16 protein-coding genes and 1 tRNA gene are annotated in these 18144 nt (G+C 68.8%); 11 read left to right on the forward strand and 6 right to left on the reverse strand.

Going from position 1 to position 18144, the window contains the following annotated elements:
* Positions 1-18: 18 nt before the first annotated feature.
* Both AB0B64_RS11385 and AB0B64_RS11390 read right to left on the reverse strand, forming a co-directional pair.
* Positions 19-342 carry a rhodanese-like domain-containing protein gene (locus AB0B64_RS11385; RefSeq protein WP_357938389.1) on the reverse strand — a complete coding sequence of 108 codons (324 nt, stop codon included), beginning with the start codon at positions 340-342 and terminating at the stop codon, positions 19-21.
* The gene (locus tag AB0B64_RS11390) at positions 339-773 is read right to left on the reverse strand and encodes a helix-turn-helix domain-containing protein (protein WP_357938387.1); all 435 of its coding nucleotides are present in this window, start codon (positions 771-773) and stop codon (positions 339-341) included. The genes AB0B64_RS11385 and AB0B64_RS11390 overlap by 4 nt, the downstream gene beginning before the upstream one ends.
* A gap of 75 nt (positions 774-848) precedes the next feature.
* On the opposite strand from AB0B64_RS11390, the gene AB0B64_RS11395 reads away from it, so the two are divergent.
* A complete protein-coding gene (locus AB0B64_RS11395) occupies positions 849-2279 on the forward strand; it encodes an MFS transporter (protein ID WP_358176591.1) in 1431 nt (476 codons plus the stop codon).
* Between the two features lie 17 nt (positions 2280-2296).
* Here AB0B64_RS11395 and AB0B64_RS11400 read toward each other — a convergent pair whose 3' ends face one another.
* Together AB0B64_RS11400 and AB0B64_RS11405 are read right to left on the reverse strand one after the other, a co-directional pair.
* Positions 2297-3175, reverse strand: coding sequence for a DNA-formamidopyrimidine glycosylase family protein (locus AB0B64_RS11400; RefSeq protein WP_358176594.1), 879 nt, complete (start codon positions 3173-3175; stop codon positions 2297-2299).
* A gap of 43 nt (positions 3176-3218) precedes the next feature.
* Positions 3219-3824: a transcriptional regulator gene (locus AB0B64_RS11405; protein ID WP_357938381.1), complete on the reverse strand. Its 606-nt coding sequence runs from the start codon at positions 3822-3824 to the stop codon at positions 3219-3221.
* Positions 3825-3847: 23 nt separating this feature from the next.
* Between AB0B64_RS11405 and AB0B64_RS11410 the strand changes: the two genes are divergently transcribed.
* Positions 3848-4513 (forward strand): GPP34 family phosphoprotein, encoded by a 666-nt coding sequence (locus AB0B64_RS11410; RefSeq protein WP_357938379.1) that lies wholly within the window; start codon positions 3848-3850, stop codon positions 4511-4513.
* 103 nt (positions 4514-4616) lie between these two features.
* Here the strand turns inward: AB0B64_RS11410 and AB0B64_RS11415 are convergent, their stop codons facing one another.
* Positions 4617-5630 (reverse strand): LCP family protein, encoded by a 1014-nt coding sequence (locus AB0B64_RS11415; protein ID WP_358176596.1) that lies wholly within the window; start codon positions 5628-5630, stop codon positions 4617-4619.
* A 494-nt stretch (positions 5631-6124) separates the two neighbouring features.
* Here AB0B64_RS11415 and AB0B64_RS11420 point away from each other — a divergent pair, with 494 nt between their 5' ends.
* Together AB0B64_RS11420 and AB0B64_RS11425 are read left to right on the forward strand one after the other, a co-directional pair.
* Positions 6125-7471 carry a hemolysin family protein gene (locus AB0B64_RS11420; protein WP_357938375.1) on the forward strand — a complete coding sequence of 449 codons (1347 nt, stop codon included), beginning with the start codon at positions 6125-6127 and terminating at the stop codon, positions 7469-7471.
* Positions 7468-8484, forward strand: coding sequence for a hemolysin family protein (locus tag AB0B64_RS11425; RefSeq protein WP_357938373.1), 1017 nt, complete (start codon positions 7468-7470; stop codon positions 8482-8484). The genes AB0B64_RS11420 and AB0B64_RS11425 overlap by 4 nt, the downstream gene beginning before the upstream one ends.
* A 478-nt stretch (positions 8485-8962) precedes the next feature.
* On the opposite strand, the gene AB0B64_RS11430 is transcribed toward AB0B64_RS11425, so the two are convergent.
* Positions 8963-9045: transfer RNA gene (locus AB0B64_RS11430), tRNA-Leu, on the reverse strand.
* Positions 9046-9244: 199 nt separating this feature from the next.
* On the opposite strand from AB0B64_RS11430, the gene AB0B64_RS11435 reads away from it, so the two are divergent.
* The 7 genes from AB0B64_RS11435 to pknB all read left to right on the forward strand — a co-directional run bounded on the left by AB0B64_RS11435 (position 9245) and on the right by pknB (position 18083).
* Positions 9245-9985 (forward strand): DUF3662 and FHA domain-containing protein, encoded by a 741-nt coding sequence (locus AB0B64_RS11435; RefSeq protein ID WP_214635378.1) that lies wholly within the window; start codon positions 9245-9247, stop codon positions 9983-9985.
* Between the two features lie 17 nt (positions 9986-10002).
* Positions 10003-10473, forward strand: a complete 471-nt coding sequence (locus tag AB0B64_RS11440; protein WP_214635377.1) for an FHA domain-containing protein — start codon at positions 10003-10005, stop codon at positions 10471-10473.
* Entirely contained in the window at positions 10470-11771 is a 1302-nt protein-coding gene (locus AB0B64_RS11445) for a Stp1/IreP family PP2C-type Ser/Thr phosphatase (RefSeq protein ID WP_358176599.1), read from the forward strand. Before AB0B64_RS11440 ends, AB0B64_RS11445 begins: the two co-directional genes overlap by 4 nt.
* Positions 11772-13190: an FtsW/RodA/SpoVE family cell cycle protein gene (locus tag AB0B64_RS11450; protein ID WP_358176602.1), complete on the forward strand. Its 1419-nt coding sequence runs from the start codon at positions 11772-11774 to the stop codon at positions 13188-13190.
* The gene (locus AB0B64_RS11455) at positions 13187-14650 is read left to right on the forward strand and encodes a penicillin-binding protein 2 (protein ID WP_358176605.1); all 1464 of its coding nucleotides are present in this window, start codon (positions 13187-13189) and stop codon (positions 14648-14650) included. The genes AB0B64_RS11450 and AB0B64_RS11455 overlap by 4 nt, the downstream gene beginning before the upstream one ends.
* A gap of 21 nt (positions 14651-14671) precedes the next feature.
* Complete coding sequence (locus AB0B64_RS11460; protein ID WP_358176608.1) at positions 14672-16141, forward strand: serine/threonine-protein kinase; 1470 nt, start codon at positions 14672-14674, stop codon at positions 16139-16141.
* Between the two features lie 82 nt (positions 16142-16223).
* Positions 16224-18083 (forward strand): Stk1 family PASTA domain-containing Ser/Thr kinase, encoded by a 1860-nt coding sequence (gene pknB, locus AB0B64_RS11465; protein ID WP_357938363.1) that lies wholly within the window; start codon positions 16224-16226, stop codon positions 18081-18083.
* Positions 18084-18144 lie beyond the last annotated feature (61 nt).

Consider the following 18144-nt stretch of genomic DNA (forward strand, 5'->3'; position numbering starts at 1 on the left):
AGCGGATTATGCCATCCGTCAGGCGACGAACGGCGGGCGCCCCGTCTCACTGACCATCGGGCGGCGCGCGCCCGCCCAGGACTGCATGCCGCCGTCGACGTTGACCGCCTCGCGCCCGAGCTGGTTGAGCCAGGCCGCGACCTGGAACGACCGGCCGCCGACCCGGCAGACCACGTAGACGGTCCGGTCGCCCGGCACCTCCTCGACCCGCCCCTGGATCTGCGTCATCGGGATGTGCACCGCCTCGGGGGCGTGCCCGGCCACCCATTCGTCCTGTTCGCGCACGTCGAGCAGGTAGGCGTCAGCGGGAACGTCGCTTGCCGGAATCTCTGGAACCGTCATGCCTCCATCATCTCGCGTCGCTCATCGTAGGCAGCACGCGCCGTGGCGATCTCCTGCCGGTGCTCCTCGGTCCAGGTGACCAGGCTCTTGATCGTCTGGTGCAGCGTCCGGCCGAGCGGCGTGAGCGCGTAGTCGACCCTCGGGGGCACGACGGGGTGGACCGTACGGCTGACCAGGCCGTCGCGCTCCAGGTGGCGCAGGGTCACGCTGAGCATCCGCTGGCTGACCCCGTCGATCTCGCGGCGCAACTGGGTGAAGCGCAGGCTCTGGCAGTCGAGCAGCGCGATGACCAGCAGCGACCACTTGTCGGCGACCCGGTCGAGTATCTGCCGGACCTCGCAGTCCTCCCTGGTGTCCCACTGCCACACGTCGTAGTCGTCGTCCACGGTGCTCTCGCAGTAACCGGGTGACTTAGAAGTGCCGTCTTCCATGACATTTCATACTGCCGGATGATTTGGATGGTTACCAGAGATAACCGAATGCCGATAAGTAACCAGGAGTTGACCATGTCCAAACGCGCTTGGGGCATGTTGATCGTGCTGTGCGGGGCCATCTTCATCGAGGGCACCGACGTGGCCATGCTGAACGTGGCCCTGCCGTCGATCAGGGCGGATCTGGGGCTGTCCACGGGCATGCTGAGCGGGGTGGTGAGCGCCTACGTCCTGGGCTGCGGCGGTTTCATCCTGCTCGGCGGCCGGGCGGCCGACCTGCTGGGCAGGCGCAGGATGTTCCTGCTCTGGCTCGGCGTGTTCGTGGTGTTCTCCGGGCTGGGCGGGTTCGCGACCGAGGGGTGGGTGCTGCTGGTCGCCAGGTTCCTCACCGGGGTCGCGGCCGCCTTCATGATGCCCGCCGGGCTGTCGCTGATCACCACGAGCTTCCCCGAGGGCAGGCAGCGCAACCGCGCGCTGCTGGTGTACGCGGGGACGGGGGCCGCCGGGTTCGCGCTCGGGCTGGTGATCGGTGGTCTGCTGAGCTCGATCGGCTGGCGCTGGGTCTTCTTCGCGCCCGTCCTCTTCTCGCTGGCGATCCTGATCGCCGCCGTCCCGCTGCTGAAGGAGCAGCGGACGCCCCGGCCCGCCGGCGGCGTCGACCTGGCCGGGGCCGCGACCATCACCGGCGCGATGACGCTGCTGGTCTATGGCCTGGTACGGCTGGAGCACCCCACCGACGGCCCGGCCTGGACCGTCGGCGCGTTCGCGGGCGGCGTGGCGCTGCTGGCGGCGTTCGTGGTGATCGAGCGGCGGTCGGCCACTCCGCTCGTCCGCCTGGGCATCCTGCGCTCCGCGCCACTGGTGCGCGCCAACCTGACGGCGCTGCTGCTCACCGCGTCGTTCTTCGGCTTCCAGTTCCTCGTCACGCTGTACCTGCAGGAGTTGCGCGGCTGGTCCACCGTCCAGACCGGCCTGGCCCTGCTCGCCGCCGCCGCCGACGTGGCGCTCGCGCCCACGCTGACCCCCTGGCTGGTGCAGAGGTACGGCAACGCCCGGGTGATCTTCGGCGGCCTGCTGTCCGGGCTCGCGGCTTACGGCCTGTTCGTGGGGGTCGGGATGGACTGGTCGTACGCGGCCATGCTGCCGTCGATGCTGCTGATCGGGCTGATGTTCGCCTTCGTGTACGGCCCGCTCACGATCGTCGCCACGGAGGGCATCGCGGAGGACGAGCAGGGCTTGGCCGGTGGGCTGCTGAACTCGGCCTTCCAGTTCGGCGCGGCGCTCGGGCTGTCCATGGTCACGGCGGTCAGCGTGGCGGCACTCGGCGACGCGACCTCCGCAGAGGCCGGACTGGCGGCCATCAGGACGGCACTGCTGGTGCCGCTGGCCGCCACGGCAGTCGCCGCGCTCATCATGGCCACCGGCCTACGCCGACGCCCGCCCACCCCCACGCAGGGGACCGACAGGTCCGGAGAGCCCGAGAAACCCATCATCGTCAGAGCATGACCATAGGCGCGGAGGCGTTACTTCAGCAGGCGGGACAGGCGGCGGTCGGCCAGCGGCTTGCCGCCCGTCTGGCAGGTGGGGCAGTACTGCAGCGAGGAGTCCGCGAAGGACACCTCGCGAATGGTGTCACCGCAGACGTCGCACGGCTGACCGGCGCGGTTGTGGACACGGAGGCCGGACTTCTTCTCCGCCTTGAGGTCCTTCGCGGCCAGGCCGTGCGCCCGCTCCACCGCCTCGCGCAGCGTGGTGACGATGGCCTCGTGCAGGTCGGCGATCTGGGCGTCGGTGAGGGTCGAGGCGATCTTGAACGGTGACATCTTGGCCGCGTGCAGCACCTCGTCGGAGTAGGCGTTGCCGATGCCCGCGATCACCTTCTGGTCGCGCAGCAGGCCCTTCACCTGGGTACGGCTGCCGTTCAGGATGGCTTTGAGCGTGGCCACGGTGAAGGCGTCGTCGAGGGGGTCGGGGCCGAGGGCGGCGACACCCGGCACGTCATCAGGATTTTTCGTGACATAGACGGCTAGGCGCTTCTGAGTCCCCGCCTCGGTCAGCTCGAACCCGGGCGCCAGGCCCTCGTCGTCGGGCGCCAGGCGCACCCGTACCGCCAGCGGGCCCTTGCCCGGACGGACCGGCTTCGCGCCCGAGAGGTCCTCGCGCCAGCGCAGCCACCCCGCGCGGGCCAGGTGGATGACCAGGTGCAGGCCGTCGCAGTCGAAGTCGAGGAACTTGCCGTGCCTGGCCACGCCCGTGATGGTCAGCCCGCCGAGCGCGGTGACCGGCGGGTCGAACGTCTTGAGCGCCGAGAAGGCGACCACGTCGACGCCCAGGAGCGTGCGACCGACCGCCCGCTCGCGCAGGAAACCGGCGAGCGATTCCACTTCGGGGAGTTCAGGCATGCCACCAGGGTACGACGCACCGTCATCCACAGCCTGTGGATAACTATGGGACGTCCCAGAACGCCAGCTCGTGCGCCATCCCCTCGCGGAACAACGCCTCCGCCCGCGCGGGCTCGGGATCGGCCTGGTCGATCATCTCGGCGATCCGCACAGTCAGCGCCGCAAATCCCGGATCGGCGTACGTCTCCACCCATCTCCGATAGCGCGGCTCGGCGGGCAAGTCCTCCGCCAAGAGCCGACCAAGCTGCGAATATCCCCACATGCACGGATAAAGCGCGGCCAGCCCTTCGCCATAATCGGCGGCCGACTCCAGCAGGAACGTCGTGTAGGCCGCGCACGCCGGCCCCTTCCGTGCGCCTTCCAAGGTCGCCCCGAACGAGGCCGACAGCTCCCGATGCAGCCTCAGCTCGTCATGGAAGGTCGTGTGCGCCAGGTCGACGAGATCGCCCAGATGCGCGGCCGGCGCCTGCCAGGCCAACCGCGAGAACACCCGCACATAGTCCAGCAGGAACAGATAATCCTGCTCCAGCCACGACCGGAACACCGGCTCCGCCAGATCGCCGCGCCCGATGCCGACGACCGTGGGATGCGCGAGCTGCGCGTCGAGGAGGGGGCGCCCGGCCGCGTGCAACTTCTCGGAGATACCCATGAGCGGCAGGTTAGTGTCAGGGAATGAGTGTGACGATCGCGGAAGAACTCCTCTTGCTCGCGTACAGCGAGAAGGAGGGCAAGCAACTCATCAGCGCCAGTCAACTGGATCCGGCGCTCGGCGGCGCGATCCTCGCCGAGCTGGCGATCAACGAGCGGGTGGCCCTGACCGGCAAGAAGGTGTCCCTCGAGGACGCCACGCCGCTGGGCGACGACGAACTCGACGCCGCGCTGGCCCGCATCGCGGAGGAGCGCAAGGAGCGCAAGCCCGACTGGTGGGTCCAGCGGTTCCACTCCACCAAGCTGCGCCGGCGCCTGCTCGTCCGGCTCGCCGAGACGGGCGTGCTGGCCGAGGAGCGCGGCAAGGTGCTCGGTATCTTCCCCACCACCCGCTGGCCGGAGGCCGACGGCAGCGTCGAGGCGGAGGTCAGGCAGCGCGTGAGCGGCGTCCTGGCGGGCGCCGAGCCCGACGGGCGTACGGCGGTGCTCATCGCCGTCATGCACGCCGCCAAGCTCGACCGCAAGGCGTTCCCCGGCGCGAACAAGGCCCGCATCAAGGAGATCTCCGAGGGCGACTGGGCGGGCGACGCGGTGGCCAAGACGATCGCCGCGATCAACTCGGTCATGGTGATCGCCGCCACCACCGCCGCCATCGGCGCCAGCACCGGCGCCACCACCGCAGGAAGCTAGCTACAGCAGGGGTCGACGGCCCGTCGTGGCAGGACTCTCCCCCGAAGGGATTCCACCTTCGGAGGAGAAGAAGGACAGCAAGAAGACCAGAAAGAAGACGGGATCAGCCGGCGTCGAGGATCTCCTTCGGCACCGGCTTGTCCTCCTTGATCGCGTTGAACAGGGCGGTGGCCTTCTCCCTGTCCCACTTGACCGCGCTGCCGCCGCCGGCGATCTCGTTGCCGCCGAACGGCACGACCGTGGTCACCGGGCTGTCGCCCATGGCCAGGCCCAGCGAGAGCATGTCGAACGCGCCCGTGCTCGAATCGACCGCCACCGCGTCGGTGGCGCTCATGGCCAGCGGGATCGAGGTGAACGGATTGATCAGCGTGCCGGGGCTGGCCGCCTTCTTCACGACCGCGCCGAGGAACTGGCGCTGGCGCTTGGTCCGCTCGAAGTCGGGCAGCGCGCCGCCCTTGCGGGTACGGACGTAGCCGAGCGCCTGGGCGCCGGTCAGCGTCTGGACGCCCTTCTTGAGCTTCAGCCCGGCCTTGGGGTCGTCGACCGCGGCGCGGACGTTGATCTCGACGCCGCCGACCGCGTCGACGATGTCCACGAACCCGGCGAAACCAATCTCCATGTAGTTGTCGATGCGCACCCCGGTGACGGACTCGATCGTCTGGGCGAGCAGCTTGGGGCCGCCGATGGCGTACGCGGCGTTGAGCTTGTTGCGGCCCTTGCCGGGGATGGTGACCGCCGAGTCGCGCGGCAGGCTGATGAGAGTCGGTTTGTCGCTGCCCGCCGGGATGTGCAGCAGCATCATCGAGTCGGTGCGCTGGCCGGCCGCCTTGCCGGTGGCGAGCTTCTTGCGGTCGGCCGCCGACAGGCCCTTGCGGCTGTCGGAGCCGACGAGCAGCCAATTGGTGCCCGGGGTGTCGGCGGGGTGGCCCTCGCCGTCGAGCACGCCGGGGATCCCGGTCAGCCGAGAGTCGATCCAGAAGAACAGCCCCACTGCCACCACGATCAGCAGTGCGACCACGGCGGCGACGATCTTCAGGATGGTCCGGCCCTTGATCCGCCTACGCGGCGGCTTCGGCCCCGACGGGGCCGGCTCCGCCTTGGGCGTGAACGGCTTCATCGGGCTGCCGCCTGAGCGCTCGCGGCCGTACACGCGCGAACCACCGGCGCGCGGCGCGTCGGAGGGCGACTGGTTCGTCGGCGGCGCCTGTTGAGCCGGCGGAGGGACCTGCTGCGTCGACGGAATCCGATGCGCGGGGGCACCACCCGACCGCGGCCCGTCGCCGTTCCGACCCGGCAGCGGGCGACCATCGCCCGGCGAGCGCATGGCTCTCGTCCGGTCTTCCTCAGACACTTGGCCTCTTTCCCCTTCGGTTGTCATAGACGCTACGTCCAACCCCCCACCAGTGAAGACGTCTCGCCAAGGTTTTCCCACGGAAAAGTACGCAGAACTAGCGGAGCGTCACGTCGGAAACATTGCTGCCATCTGCATCGTTACGGTTTATGGACTTCCGCCATCGAAAGGATGATCGTGTCCGCCCCGGACCCTTGGAATATTCGCCCGTGCGGACGCACGGGATCCCCTGATCGCTCACCTCTTCGGAGCTCGTCCCGGTGAGCGCGTACCTCGGGCTCATCGCCCTCTTCCTGCTCACCGCCGCGACAGGTTACTTCGTCGCGCAGGAGTTCGCCTTCGTGGCCGCTGACCGGGGCCTCCTGCGCGAGCAGGCCGCCGCCGGCGACCAGGCCGCGGAGAAGGCCCTCCAGGTGACCTCCCGCCTGTCGTTCATGCTCTCCGGCGCGCAGCTCGGCATCACCGTCACCGCGCTGCTGGTCGGCTTCCTGGCCGAGCCCGCCATAGCGACGATCGTTCGTCCGTGGTTGACGGACACCGGCATGCCCGACGGCCTCATCACCGGCCTGTCCGTGGCCATCGGTGTGTTCGTCGCGACCATCGTCCAGATGGTCCTCGGCGAGTTGGCGCCCAAGAATCTCGGCATCGCCAGGCCGGAGGCCGTCGCCAAGTTCCTCGCCGGATCGACGCTGGTCTACCTGGCCGTGGTCGGCCCGGTGGTCCGCCTGTTCGATTCGGCGGCCACGGGACTGCTCAGGCGCATCGGCATCGAGCCCGTCGAGGAGGTGGAGCACGGCGCGACCCCCGAGGAGCTCTCGCGGATCATCGCCGAGTCCACCCTGGCGGGCGAGCTGCCGCCGCGGCTGTCGGAGCTGCTGGAGCGGGCGCTGGAGTTCGGCGACCGCAACGCGGAGGAGATCATGGTCCCGCGCCCGCGCGTGGTCGTGCTCCGCGACTCCCAGCCGATCTCCGACCTCGTGGAGGTCATACGCGAGTGCGGCCACTCCCGCTACCCGGTGCTCGGCGCCGACGGCGACGTGGTGGGTGTGACGGGCGTACGCGAGCTGATCACCTCCGGTCTCGAAGACGGCTCGATCATCGGCATCACCCGCCCCGCGGTGCTGGTGCCCGACTCGCTGCCGCTGCCGGCCGTACTGAACCAGATGCGCTCGGCCAAGGACGACTTGGTATGTGTGATCGACGAGTACGGCGACCTCGCCGGCGTCATCACCGTCGAGGACCTGGCGGAGGAGCTGGTCGGCGAGCTCATCGACGAGAACGACCCGGAGCCGGACGGCGCGGTCGCGCAGCCGGACGGTATCTGGGAGGTGCCGGGCCGCTTCAGGCTCGACGAGGTCGAGCGGGCCACCGGCGTCTCACTGCCCGAGAGCGACGACTACGACACGCTCGCCGGGCTGGTCCTCGCCAGGCTGGGGCGTATGCCGGAGCCCGGTGACACCGTGACCGTGCCCGTCATCCCGGAGACGGACCCGTTCGCCGAGGACGAACAGGAGCACCAGGCCGAACTCACCGTCCTGTCCCTCAACCGCCGCGTCCCCGAATGGGTACGGCTGGCACCGGTCCAGCACGCGGAGGCCGTCCGATGACGATGATCCTGATCAGCCTGGCCCTACTACTGCTGAACGCGCTGTTCGTGGCGGCCGAGTTCGCCTTCGTCTCCGCCAAGCGGCACCGCCTGGAGGAGATGGCCGCCAACGGCAACCGCCTGGTGCGGATCACCGCGAAGTCGGCGGTGGGCGGCGGCCGGCGACTGTCCCTGATGCTGGCCGGCGCCCAGCTCGGCATCACGCTCTGCACGCTGGGCCTGGGCCAGGTCACCGAGCCCGCGATCGAGCACTACCTGGAGCCGGTCTTCGCCGCAGTAGGCGTGCCCGAGTCGATGCGGATGCCGATCGCGCTGACCATCGCGCTGGCATTGGTGACGTTCCTGCACATGGTGGTGGGCGAGATGGCCCCCAAGTCCTGGGCGCTGACCCACCCCGAGCGGGCCGCCCTGCTGCTGACGCTGCCCTTCCGCGGCTTCACGTCGCTGATGAGCCCGCTTCTGTCGGCGCTCAACGGCCTGACCAACGTGATCCTGCGCCTGTTCGGCGTGGTCCCACGTGACGAACTGGCCACCACCAGAACCCCGCGCCAGCTCGCCATGCTTGTGGGCGAGTCGGGCCGGATGGGCCTCCTGGACAGAGAAGAGCATGACCTGCTCACCAGAGCCCTCCGCCTCCAGGCAGAAGGCATCGAGCGCCTCATGGTCCCCATCGACCAGGTGGTCACCGTGCCGGCGTCGGCCAACGCCACGCGCATCAAGCAGGCGGCGGCGGAGAGCGGCCACCTACGCCTCCTGGTGGGCGCTCCAGGGGACGTACAGGGCGTGCTGCATGCCCGAGACGCCCTGATCAATCCCAACCGCGCAGCGGGCGACCTGGCCCGCCCGGTCCCCCGCCTGCCCTGCGTCACCCAGGTCCCCGAGGCGGTGACCGCACTCCAGGAGGCCCACGCCCACCTGGCGCTGGTCACGGGCCAGGGCGGCACGGTCATCGGAATGGTCAGCCTGACCGACCTGGTGGGCGAACTCCTCGACACCCGAGCAATGGCCGCCTAACCCCACAAGTGTGGGCAACAACACACGCCCGGCCGGAAAGCCATCCGAAAGCGATCTGCAACCGGCCGGGCCTACCGTTCCCAACGCGGGCCCACAAGGTTCCCAAAAACAGGAGTCCCCGCCCCTTGCGATCCGGCCCCTCTTTCGCCACTGTGGGTCTGCCGCGTACACAAGGATTCAAGCCAGCAACTGGCCGATGAGAGCACTACAGGCATTAACGCAAGGAACCGCCCGAAGAGCACCACCAGCGGGTTAAGCAAGAAACCGGCCGGTGAACAACCACCAGCGGGTTAAGGCAAGGAACCGGCCGGTGAGCAACCACCAGCGGGTTAAGGCGAGGAACCGGCCGGTGAACAACCACCAGCGGGTTTCCTGCTGGGGGTCCGGGGGTCGCCCCCCGGTGTAAACGACGAGGGGACCCGAGGGAAGCAAGCCCCCCCGGAGGGGGGCTGGCGACCATAGGGTCCCCGTCAACGAGTGGGCGAGGAGGGATTTGAACCCTCACGTCCTTTCGGACACACGGACCTGAACCGTGCGCGTCTGCCGTTCCGCCACCCGCCCTTGTGGGTGCGGAGAAACAGTAGCACGGAACAGCCGCTGGTACTGAACCCGGATACGATCGCATAAGACACGGGAGCGGAGGAGCTGGGCGCGACAGCCGACGAGCGCCGGGACCACCCGCGACGTGGGAGGAGCGGAGGCCAGGCGCGGTGCGCGTTTGGTGGCCGCGATCATATGCACGGAGGAAGGGAGGTACCCGGTGGGAGTCCTTCAGCGCTTCGAGCGAAGGCTCGAAGGCTTGGTTGAGGGGGCCTTTGCGCGGGCGTTCAAATCTGACCTTCAGCCGGTCGAGGTCGCCAGCGCGGTTCAGCGGGAGATGGATGAGCGTGCGGCGATCGTCGCTCAAGGTCGGACGCTCGTGCCCAACGACTTCGTGGTTGAACTGTCCACGACCGACAGCGAGCGGCTTGAGGTCTATGCCGACAGCATCAGCCACGAGCTGGCCAACCTCGCCAGGGAGTACGCCAAAGAACAGGGCTACTCCTTCGTGGGACCGGTCCGGGTTCGTTTCGAAACCGCCGCCGACCTGGCAGTGGGGTTGTTCCGCATCAGGTCGGGAGTCATCCGCGGCGCGACGGTGGAGCAGGACGAAATTCGCCAGCCGGCGAGTGATCTGCCACCATCCAGGCCCAACGCGTTCAACGGGCGGCCCCGGCTGCTCGTGTCCACTCAGGACGATCCGCAGGGCGACCGCTCCTACGAGCTCACCACTCCGGTGACCTTGCTGGGCAGGGGCACCGACTGCGATCTTCGTCTCGTCGACCCCGGCGTCTCTCGCCACCACGCGGAGTTGCGCGTCGAGGGTCAGCTAGTCGCCCTAGTCGATCTCGGATCGACGAACGGCACGTTCGTCAATGGCCAGCCGGTACGCAGAGTCGAGCTCCAGAACGGCACGCGAGTGACCCTGGGGCGTACGACACTGGTGTTCCGGCGCGATTAGGGGTAGACAGACGGTCCATGTCCGAGCTCACGCTGCTGCTGATCCGGCTCGCCTTCCTGGCTGTGCTGTGGTTCTTCGTCATTGCCGCAGTCGGCGTGATCCGGACAGACTTGTTCGGATCACGTACGGCCCCCGCGGGCCCACGCAAGGGCATCAAGCCCACCAAACCGGCGGCCAAGCCGAAGAATAAGAAGGGCGAGCCACGCCAGCTCGTTGTGACGGGTGGCCCGCTGCAAGGCACCACCATTAATCTCACGGAGACGCCCATCACCATTGGCCGGGCGAACGACGCCACGCTGGTAGTCACCGACGACTACGCTTCCAGCCGGCATGCCCGGCTCTTCCCTCAGGACGGTCAGTGGATCGTGGAAGATCTCGGTTCGACCAACGGCACATATCTCGACCGCTCAAAAGTCACCCGCCCGACCCCGGTGCCGCTCGGTGTTCCGATCCGCGTCGGCAAGACAGTCATTGAATTGCGCAAATGACCATCGCACTCCGCTACGCCGCCCGCTCGGACGTCGGCCTCCTCCGCGAAGGAAACGAGGACTCGGCGTACGCAAGCGGCCGTCTGCTAGCCGTCGCAGACGGTATGGGCGGACACGCACACGGTGAGGTGGCGAGTTCTGTCGCCATCGCCGCAATGGCCTCTCTCGACGAGGCCCAACAGGGTGGTGACCTGCTCAACGCCATCGAGGCAGCGGTACGCGACGCCAACCGCAAGCTGCACGAGATGGTGGGCCGGGATCCCAGCCTCAAGGGCATGGGCACCACGCTGACCGCCATGCTCTGGAACGGCACCTCGGTGGCCCTGGTGCATGTCGGCGACTCGCGCGCCTACCTGCTCAGACGCGGGGAGCTCTACCAGATCACCCACGACCACACGCTGGTGCAGCAGTTGGTCGATGACGGGCGCATCACGCCTGAGGAGGCCGCGACGCACCCGCAGCGCTCGATCCTGCTGCGGGCACTCGACGGGAGCGGCGAGGTCGATCCCGACCTCACGTTGCGCGAGGCGCAGGTGGGCGACCGTTATCTCCTCTGCTCCGACGGCCTGTCCGGAGTGGTGAGCGCGGAGACCCTGCATGCCACGCTGACCAACATCGACGACCCGGAAGAGGTCGTGCGTCAGCTGATCGACCTGGCCAACCGGGGTGGTGGGCCCGACAACATCACCTGCGTCCTGGCCGACGTGCTGGAGCTCGCCGAGGGGCAGCAGGCGCCCACCACCGAGTCGGCGACCGTCGGGGCGGCGGGCATGACGCGCCTGCGGCTCGAAGCGCACGACACCTCGCCGGGCCGGCCGGGCGCGGTGACCGCGCCCCAGCCGGTGCTCACCGACGACGACTTCGACGAGCCGGGCCCGCAGGCGGCCCGGCGGCCGGTCAAGCGGCGCCGGGCGTGGCCCATGCTGGTCTCGGTCCTGGGTGTGGCCGTCGTCGCCATTGGCGCCGGCGGCTATTTCGGCTGGCAGTGGACCCAGGACCAGTTCTTCGTCGGGGCCAAGGGCGACGAGGTGGTCGTGTTCCGGGGCATCCGCCAGGAGGTGGGGCCGTTCGAGTTCTTCTCGGTCGCCCAGCACACCGGCAAGCCGCTCTCCCAGCTCTCCGAGCCCGACCAGGCACTGATCAAGGGCGGCATCGAGGTCAAGACCCTGGCGGAAGGCATGACGAGGATCAACGGTTTCAAGGCCACCGCGGAGCCGACTGACCAGAAGGCCGCCACCCCGACCGCGACCGCCTCGCCCTCCGCGAGCGCGACGAAGACGAAGGCGAAACCGCAGTAGATGAGTGAAGTGGCGGAAGCCCCCGTCCTCATGCCGGCCAAGCGGCGTGGGGCCCAGCTGGCCATGCTCGCGTTCGCGGTCGTGATCGTCATGGGCGCCTATGCCAATGTCGGGCTGGCTCTCGACGGCGCGATCCCCTCGGGCATGCTGACGTACGGCCTGGGGCTGGGCGGGTTCATGCTGGCCGCCTACCTCGTCCTGGCCAAGTTCGCGCCCTGGGCCGATCCCCTGATCCTGCCGCTGGTGACCCTGATCAACGGCCTCGGCCTGGTCACGATCTACCGCCTCGAGGCCTCCGGGATGCGCGGCGCGTCCACCGCCAACCAGATCATGTGGACCGGTCTCGGCGTCGTCATGTTCTCGATCACGCTGATCGTGCTGCGCGACCACCGCGTGCTCCAACGGCTGACCTACACCGCGGGCGCCGTCGGCCTGGTCCTGCTCGCCATCCCCGCGATGCTGCCCGGCAGCCTCAGCGAGGTGCAGGGCGCCAAGATCTGGATCCGCATCGGCGGCTTCTCCATCCAGCCCGGCGAGTTCGCCAAGCTGGCGCTGGTCGTCTTCTTCGCCGGTTACCTGGTGGCCAAGCGCGACGTGCTGGCCCTGGCCGGGCGGCGGCTGCTCTTCATCGACCTGCCCAGGGCCAGGGACCTCGGCCCGATCCTCGTCACCTGGGGTTTCAGCCTGCTGGTGCTGGTCTTCGAGAAGGACCTCGGCACCTCGCTGCTGATATTCGGCACGTTCATCGCGATGCTCTACATCGCGACCCAGCGCACGTCGTGGGTGCTGATCGGCATCCTGCTCTTCGTCGGCGGCGCCTTCCTCGCCGGGCAGGTCTTCGACCACGTGGGCGCCCGATTCGACGTCTGGCTCGACCCCGCCAACAAGGTCTACTACGGCAACGCCGACATCTGCCAGCAGGATCCTCCGGGCGACCCGATGTGCGGCAAGAGCTACCAGACCATGCAGGGCCTGTTCGGGTTCGGCGCGGGCGGCATCCTGGGCACCGGCTTCGGCCAGGGACACCCCTACCTGATCCCGCTGGCGTTCTCCGACTTCATCTTCGCGGCGACCGGCGAGGAGCTGGGCCTGACCGGGCTGATGGCGCTGCTCATGATGTACGCCCTGCTGGTCCAGCGCGGCCTGCGCACCTCGCTCGCGGCCCGCGACCCGTTCTCCAAGCTCCTGGCGGGCGGCCTGTCGTTCATCCTGGCCTGGCAGGTCTTCATCATCGTCGGCGGCGTGACGAACCTCATCCCCCTGACCGGCCTGGTCACCCCGTTCATGTCCCAGGGTGGCTCAGCATTGCTCGCTAACTGGATCCTTATCGCACTATTGGTACGCATGTCAGACTCGGCACGGCGACCTCCGCCCCAGGCGATCCAGAACGAGGGAATGACGCAGGTGTTCCAGCGATGAACGGCACTCTGAAGCGTGCGGCCGTGGCCTGCCTGGCCATGTTCGCACTTCTGATGATCAACGTGAACTACGTGCAGGCCGTAAAAGCGGAGCAATACAGCGCAGACTCCCGTAACCAGCGCAACTACTACGCGCGCTACGCCGTGGAGCGGGGTCGCATCACCGCCGGTGGCAAGGTAATCCTGGCGCAGTCGGTGGAGAAGAAGGACGGCGACTTCCGCTTCCTCAGGGAATACCCCGACGGCAAGCTCTACGCGCACGTCACCGGCTTCTTCTCGCCGGAGAGCGAGTCCAACATCGAGCGCTCCGAGAACAAATGGCTCGACGGCTCCAGCCCCGACCTGCTGCTGCGCCGGAGCATCGACCTGTTCACCGGTGAGCCCACCAGGGGCGCCAACGTCGACGTGACGATCAACCCCAAGGCCCAGCGGGCGGCCTACGACGCGCTGCGCGAGAGCGGCAAGCGGGGCGCGGTCGTCGCGCTCGACCCGAAGACCGGGGCGATCCTGGCGATGGTGTCGCTGCCCACCTACGACCCGGCCGAGCTGTCGGGCACCAACAAGGGCGAGGTGTTCCCCCTCTACGACAAGTTGGCCAAGGACAAGGGCCAGCCGCTGCTCAACCGCAACATCGACCGCACCTACCCGCCCGGCTCCACGTTCAAGGTGGTGACCGCGGCGGCCTACCTCGAAGACGATTCCAGCCGCGGCCCCCAGACGGTCGTGGACGCCCCACAGCGCCTCCCGCTGCCCGGCACCAACATCAGCCTGCCCAACTACGGCGGCGCGGCCTGCGGAGCCGGCAAGGTCCCGCTGGTCTACGCACTGGAGAAGTCCTGCAACACGCCGTTCGGCCAGATCGGCATGGACCTCGGCTACGACAAGATGCAGCAGCAGGCGGAGAAGTTCGGCATGGGGACCCAGATCGGCATTCCGATGTCGGTGGCCCAGAGCTCCTTCGGCCCCAAGGAGGACAAGGCGGCCATCGCCATGTCCTCCATCGGCCAGCGCAGCAACCAGATGACGCCGCTGCAGATGGCCATGATCGCCGCGGGCATCGCCAACGACGGCAAGGTCATGAAGCCGTACCTGGTCAACAAGATCACTGACTCCAAGGGCGACTCGGTCGAGGACGCCAAGCCCGAGGAACTGTCGGAGGCGGTCAGCTCCGAGACGGCGGGCAAGCTGCGCGAGATGATGGTCAGCGTCGTCAACAACGGCACCGCCAACCTGGCGCAGATCCCCGGCGTCGACGTGGCGGGCAAGACCGGCACCGCTGAGACGTCCAACGGCCAGCCGCCGCACGCCTGGTTCATCAGCTTCGCGCCGGCCAACGACCCGAAGGTCGCGGTCGCGATCATCGTCGAGTCGGGCGCGGCCAACGTCGGCGCCGAGGCGACGGGCGGCCACACCGCCGCGCCGATCGGCAAAGCCGTGATGGAGGCGGTGCTGAACAAGTGATGACCGCTACTCTGCTGGATCATGCGGCTCGGTAACCGCTACCTCTTGCTCTCCCGCATCGCCTCGGGCGGTATGGGGGATGTCTGGCGTGCTCGTGACGAGCTGCTCGGACGTGAGGTCGCGGTCAAGGTGCTGCGCAGCCACATCCAGGACGACCAGTCCTTCCGCGGCCGCTTCCGCAACGAGGCCAGGATCACGGCCGCCCTGGCCGACCCCGGCATCGCGCAGATCTTCGACTACGGCGAGCAGCGCGACCTGGCCTACCTGGTGATGGAGCTGGTGCACGGCGAGCCGCTGTCCGCCATCCTGACCCGCAACGGCTCGCTCATGCCCGAAGTGGCGCTCGACGTCGTGCACCAGACGGCCAAGGCGCTGCACGCCGCCCACTCGGCGGGGGTCATCCACCGCGACATCAAGCCCGGCAACCTGCTCGTCACGCCCGAGGGCACCATCAAGGTGACCGACTTCGGCATCGCCCGCGCCATGGAGTCGGCTCCGGTGACGCTGACGGGCACCGTGCTCGGTACGGCCCAATATGTCAGCCCGGAGCAGGCGCAGGGGCTGCCTCTCACCCCGTCGACCGACCTCTACTCGCTGGGCGTGGTGGCCTACGAGTGCCTGTCGGGGCGCACGCCGTTCCAGGCCGAAGGGCCGGTGGCGATCGCGCTCATGCACCTCAACGACCCGCCGCCACCGCTCGGCGTCGACGTGCCCGCCGCGGTGCGCGAGCTGGTCATGGTGCTGCTGTCCAAGGATCCGCGGCAGCGGCCCGCGTCGGCCATGGAGGTCGCCGACCGCTCCCAGCGGCTGCGCCAGTCGCTGGCCGCCAACAAGTCGGGTGCCGAGCTCAGCATGCTCACCGATCCGGCGGGCTTCCGCGTACGCCAGCAGGAGGAAGGCGTCCGGGGCCGGCAGCGGCAAGAGGGCTTCCAGGAGTGGCGGCAGCACGAGGGCCTTCGGGGGCGGCCGGATGAGGGGTCTGTCACCGACGACCTCGCCACGCCGACGGCCACGACGCTGCGCTCGCCGTCCCCCGGCTCGATCACCGGGCGGCCCGGTGCGGCGCCCGCTCCACCCCGCCGCCGCAGGGGCAGGCTGACGCTGGCGCTGTTCGCCAGCGCGGGCTGCGCCGCCGCCGTCGGGCTCAGCGCCTTCACTTTCATGGACCGCGACGCGGTGTCCGGCCCGCCCAGCATCGCCGACCCGTCGGAGTCGGTGAGCGTGACCCCGGTATGGAAGCCGTCCAAGACCAAGACTCACACTCGACGACCTCCCGTCGTTACGGTGAAGTCGAAGAGGCCGGTACCCTCACGGTCGGCTACGGTAAGCGTGACGGCAATTCCAACCAGGAAGCCAACCCCCAAGTCCACCCCGACAACCCGTACCCCGACTCCCACACCGACGCCCAGGCCCACCACTACACCGACAACTCCGACACCAAGTGCTTCGCCTGACCCGGGTGTCACAAACCCGCCGAAGGAGGAGACGTGATGCGCCACGGGGTCGATGATGGACACCGGCGGCCCGCGAGCAGGCCGGTACCCAAGATGAACGGTAAGGGACAGTGCAGGAAATGACTCAGCCTCGGCGACTCGGAGGTCGTTACGAGCTCGACGGCGTCGTCGGGCGCGGCGGCATGGCCGAGGTCTATCGCGCCCGAGACATCCGGCTGGACCGCGTAGTCGCGATCAAGACCCTCCGCTCTGACTTGGCGCGCGATCACACCTTCCAGGCGCGTTTCCGCCGTGAGGCGCAGTCCGCGGCTTCGCTGAACCACCCGGCGGTCGTCGCGGTCTACGACACCGGCGAAGACGTCAGCGAGGGCGCCCCGGTGCCCTACATCGTGATGGAGTACGTCGACGGCAGGACGCTGCGCGACCTGCTGCGGGCCGACCGGCGGTTGTTGCCGGAGCGAGCGGCCGAGCTGGTCGACGGCATCCTGCGGGCGCTGGACTACAGCCACCGCGGCGGCATCGTCCACCGCGACATCAAACCGGCCAACGTCATGATCACCCGCAACGGCGACGTCAAGGTGATGGACTTCGGCATCGCCCGCGCGATGGCCGACTCGGCCGCGACGATGACGCAGACGGCGCAGGTGATAGGGACCGCCCAATACCTGTCGCCCGAGCAGGCGCGCGGTGAGCGGGTCGACGCCCGCAGCGACATCTACTCCACCGGGTGCGTGTTCTACGAGCTGCTCACCGGCCAGCCGCCGTTCACCGGCGACTCCCCGGTGGCGATCGCCTACCAGCACGTACGCGAGGAGCCCATCCCGCCGTCGCAGATCGATCCCGAGATCCCCGCGTGGTGCGACGCGATCGTGCTGAAGGCCATGGCCAAGGACCCGGCGCATCGCTACCAGAACGCGGGCGAGATGCGGGCCGACATCCAGCGGGCGATGTCCGGCATGCCGGTCGACGCCCAGACGATGGCGATGACCAGCAACTACGGCGCGGGCACCCGCATGATGACGGCGACCCAGGCCGCCACCGGCCCGGCCACTCAGGGCACCCGCGCGGTGCCCCCCTACGAGTACGACGAGGGCGGGCACGGCGGCCGGGGCGGCCGACGGCGCGCCAACAGCGGCGGCGGCAACACCGCGCTCAAGACCGCGGCCTGGATCGTCATCCCGCTCCTGATCATCGGCGCGTTCATCGGCATCGGTTACGTGGTGTTCAGCAGCGGCGGCGACAAACCCACGGGCGAGATCAAGGTCCCCTCGCTCGCCGCGCAGCGACTGCAGGCCGCCACGACCCAGCTCGAAACTCTGGGGCTGAAGGCCGAGGTGGTGAAGGAGGCCAGCGCCGAGTACGACAAGGACACCGTGATCAGGACCGAGCCCGGCGCAGGCACCAACGTGGCGAAGGACTCCACGGTCAAGCTGGTCGTGTCCAAGGGCCCGCCGAAGGTGAAGGTTCCCGACGGGCTGATCGGCGCCACGACCGCGGAGGCCAACGACATCCTCGAGAAGGTCGGGCTGACCGGCACGGTCAAGACCAAGGTCTCCAGCAAGCCGCAGGGCAAGGTCATCGAGACCGATCCCAAGGCCGGCGAGGAGGTCGAGAAGGACGGCACCGTCACGCTTTACGTGCCCAAGGAGCAGACCGCCATCCCGAGCGTGATCGGCCTGACCCAGGCGGACGCCACCAAGACGCTCAGAGGGGCGGGCTTCAAGGTCAAGGCGGTCCCGCAGGCAAGTGACGACCAGCCTCAGGGCACGGTCATCCAGCAGAACCCCGAAGCGGGCACACCGCAGAACCCCAACACCACCGTGACGATCGTGGTCTCCACGGGTCCGGAGCAGCAGCCGACGGAGCAGCCACAGCCGACGGACCAACCGACGGACCAGCCACAGCCGACCGACTCGCCCACGGACGACACGCAGCCGACCGACGACTCACCGATCGACGACGACAGCATCCAAGGCTGACCCGCGAGGCGTTGAGCAGAGCTTGGCGACGGAGCCGCCCTCCCACACCGGGAGGGCGGCT

The sequence above is a fragment of the Nonomuraea sp. NPDC049129 genome, from assembly GCF_040648495.1.
Lineage (GTDB): Bacteria > Actinomycetota > Actinomycetes > Streptosporangiales > Streptosporangiaceae > Nonomuraea.

Excerpts from the sequence above, each read along its gene's own strand:
- AB0B64_RS11440 (WP_214635377.1), top strand. The coding sequence starts at position 10,003 with ATGTCCGAGCTCACGCTGCTGCTGATCCGGCTCGCCTTCCTGGCTGTG.
- AB0B64_RS11460 (WP_358176608.1), top strand. The coding sequence starts at position 14,672 with ATGCGGCTCGGTAACCGCTACCTCTTGCTCTCCCGCATCGCCTCGGGC.
- AB0B64_RS11405 (WP_357938381.1), bottom strand. The coding sequence starts at position 3,824 with ATGGGTATCTCCGAGAAGTTGCACGCGGCCGGGCGCCCCCTCCTCGAC.
- AB0B64_RS11385 (WP_357938389.1), bottom strand. The coding sequence starts at position 342 with ATGACGGTTCCAGAGATTCCGGCAAGCGACGTTCCCGCTGACGCCTAC.
- AB0B64_RS11450 (WP_358176602.1), top strand. The coding sequence starts at position 11,772 with ATGAGTGAAGTGGCGGAAGCCCCCGTCCTCATGCCGGCCAAGCGGCGT.
- AB0B64_RS11390 (WP_357938387.1), bottom strand. The coding sequence starts at position 773 with ATGGAAGACGGCACTTCTAAGTCACCCGGTTACTGCGAGAGCACCGTG.
- AB0B64_RS11455 (WP_358176605.1), top strand. The coding sequence starts at position 13,187 with ATGAACGGCACTCTGAAGCGTGCGGCCGTGGCCTGCCTGGCCATGTTC.
- AB0B64_RS11400 (WP_358176594.1), bottom strand. The coding sequence starts at position 3,175 with ATGCCTGAACTCCCCGAAGTGGAATCGCTCGCCGGTTTCCTGCGCGAG.
- AB0B64_RS11395 (WP_358176591.1), top strand. The coding sequence starts at position 849 with ATGTCCAAACGCGCTTGGGGCATGTTGATCGTGCTGTGCGGGGCCATC.
- AB0B64_RS11415 (WP_358176596.1), bottom strand. The coding sequence starts at position 5,630 with ATGAAGCCGTTCACGCCCAAGGCGGAGCCGGCCCCGTCGGGGCCGAAG.
- AB0B64_RS11425 (WP_357938373.1), top strand. The coding sequence starts at position 7,468 with ATGACGATGATCCTGATCAGCCTGGCCCTACTACTGCTGAACGCGCTG.
- pknB (WP_357938363.1), top strand. The coding sequence starts at position 16,224 with ATGACTCAGCCTCGGCGACTCGGAGGTCGTTACGAGCTCGACGGCGTC.
- AB0B64_RS11410 (WP_357938379.1), top strand. The coding sequence starts at position 3,848 with ATGAGTGTGACGATCGCGGAAGAACTCCTCTTGCTCGCGTACAGCGAG.
- AB0B64_RS11445 (WP_358176599.1), top strand. The coding sequence starts at position 10,470 with ATGACCATCGCACTCCGCTACGCCGCCCGCTCGGACGTCGGCCTCCTC.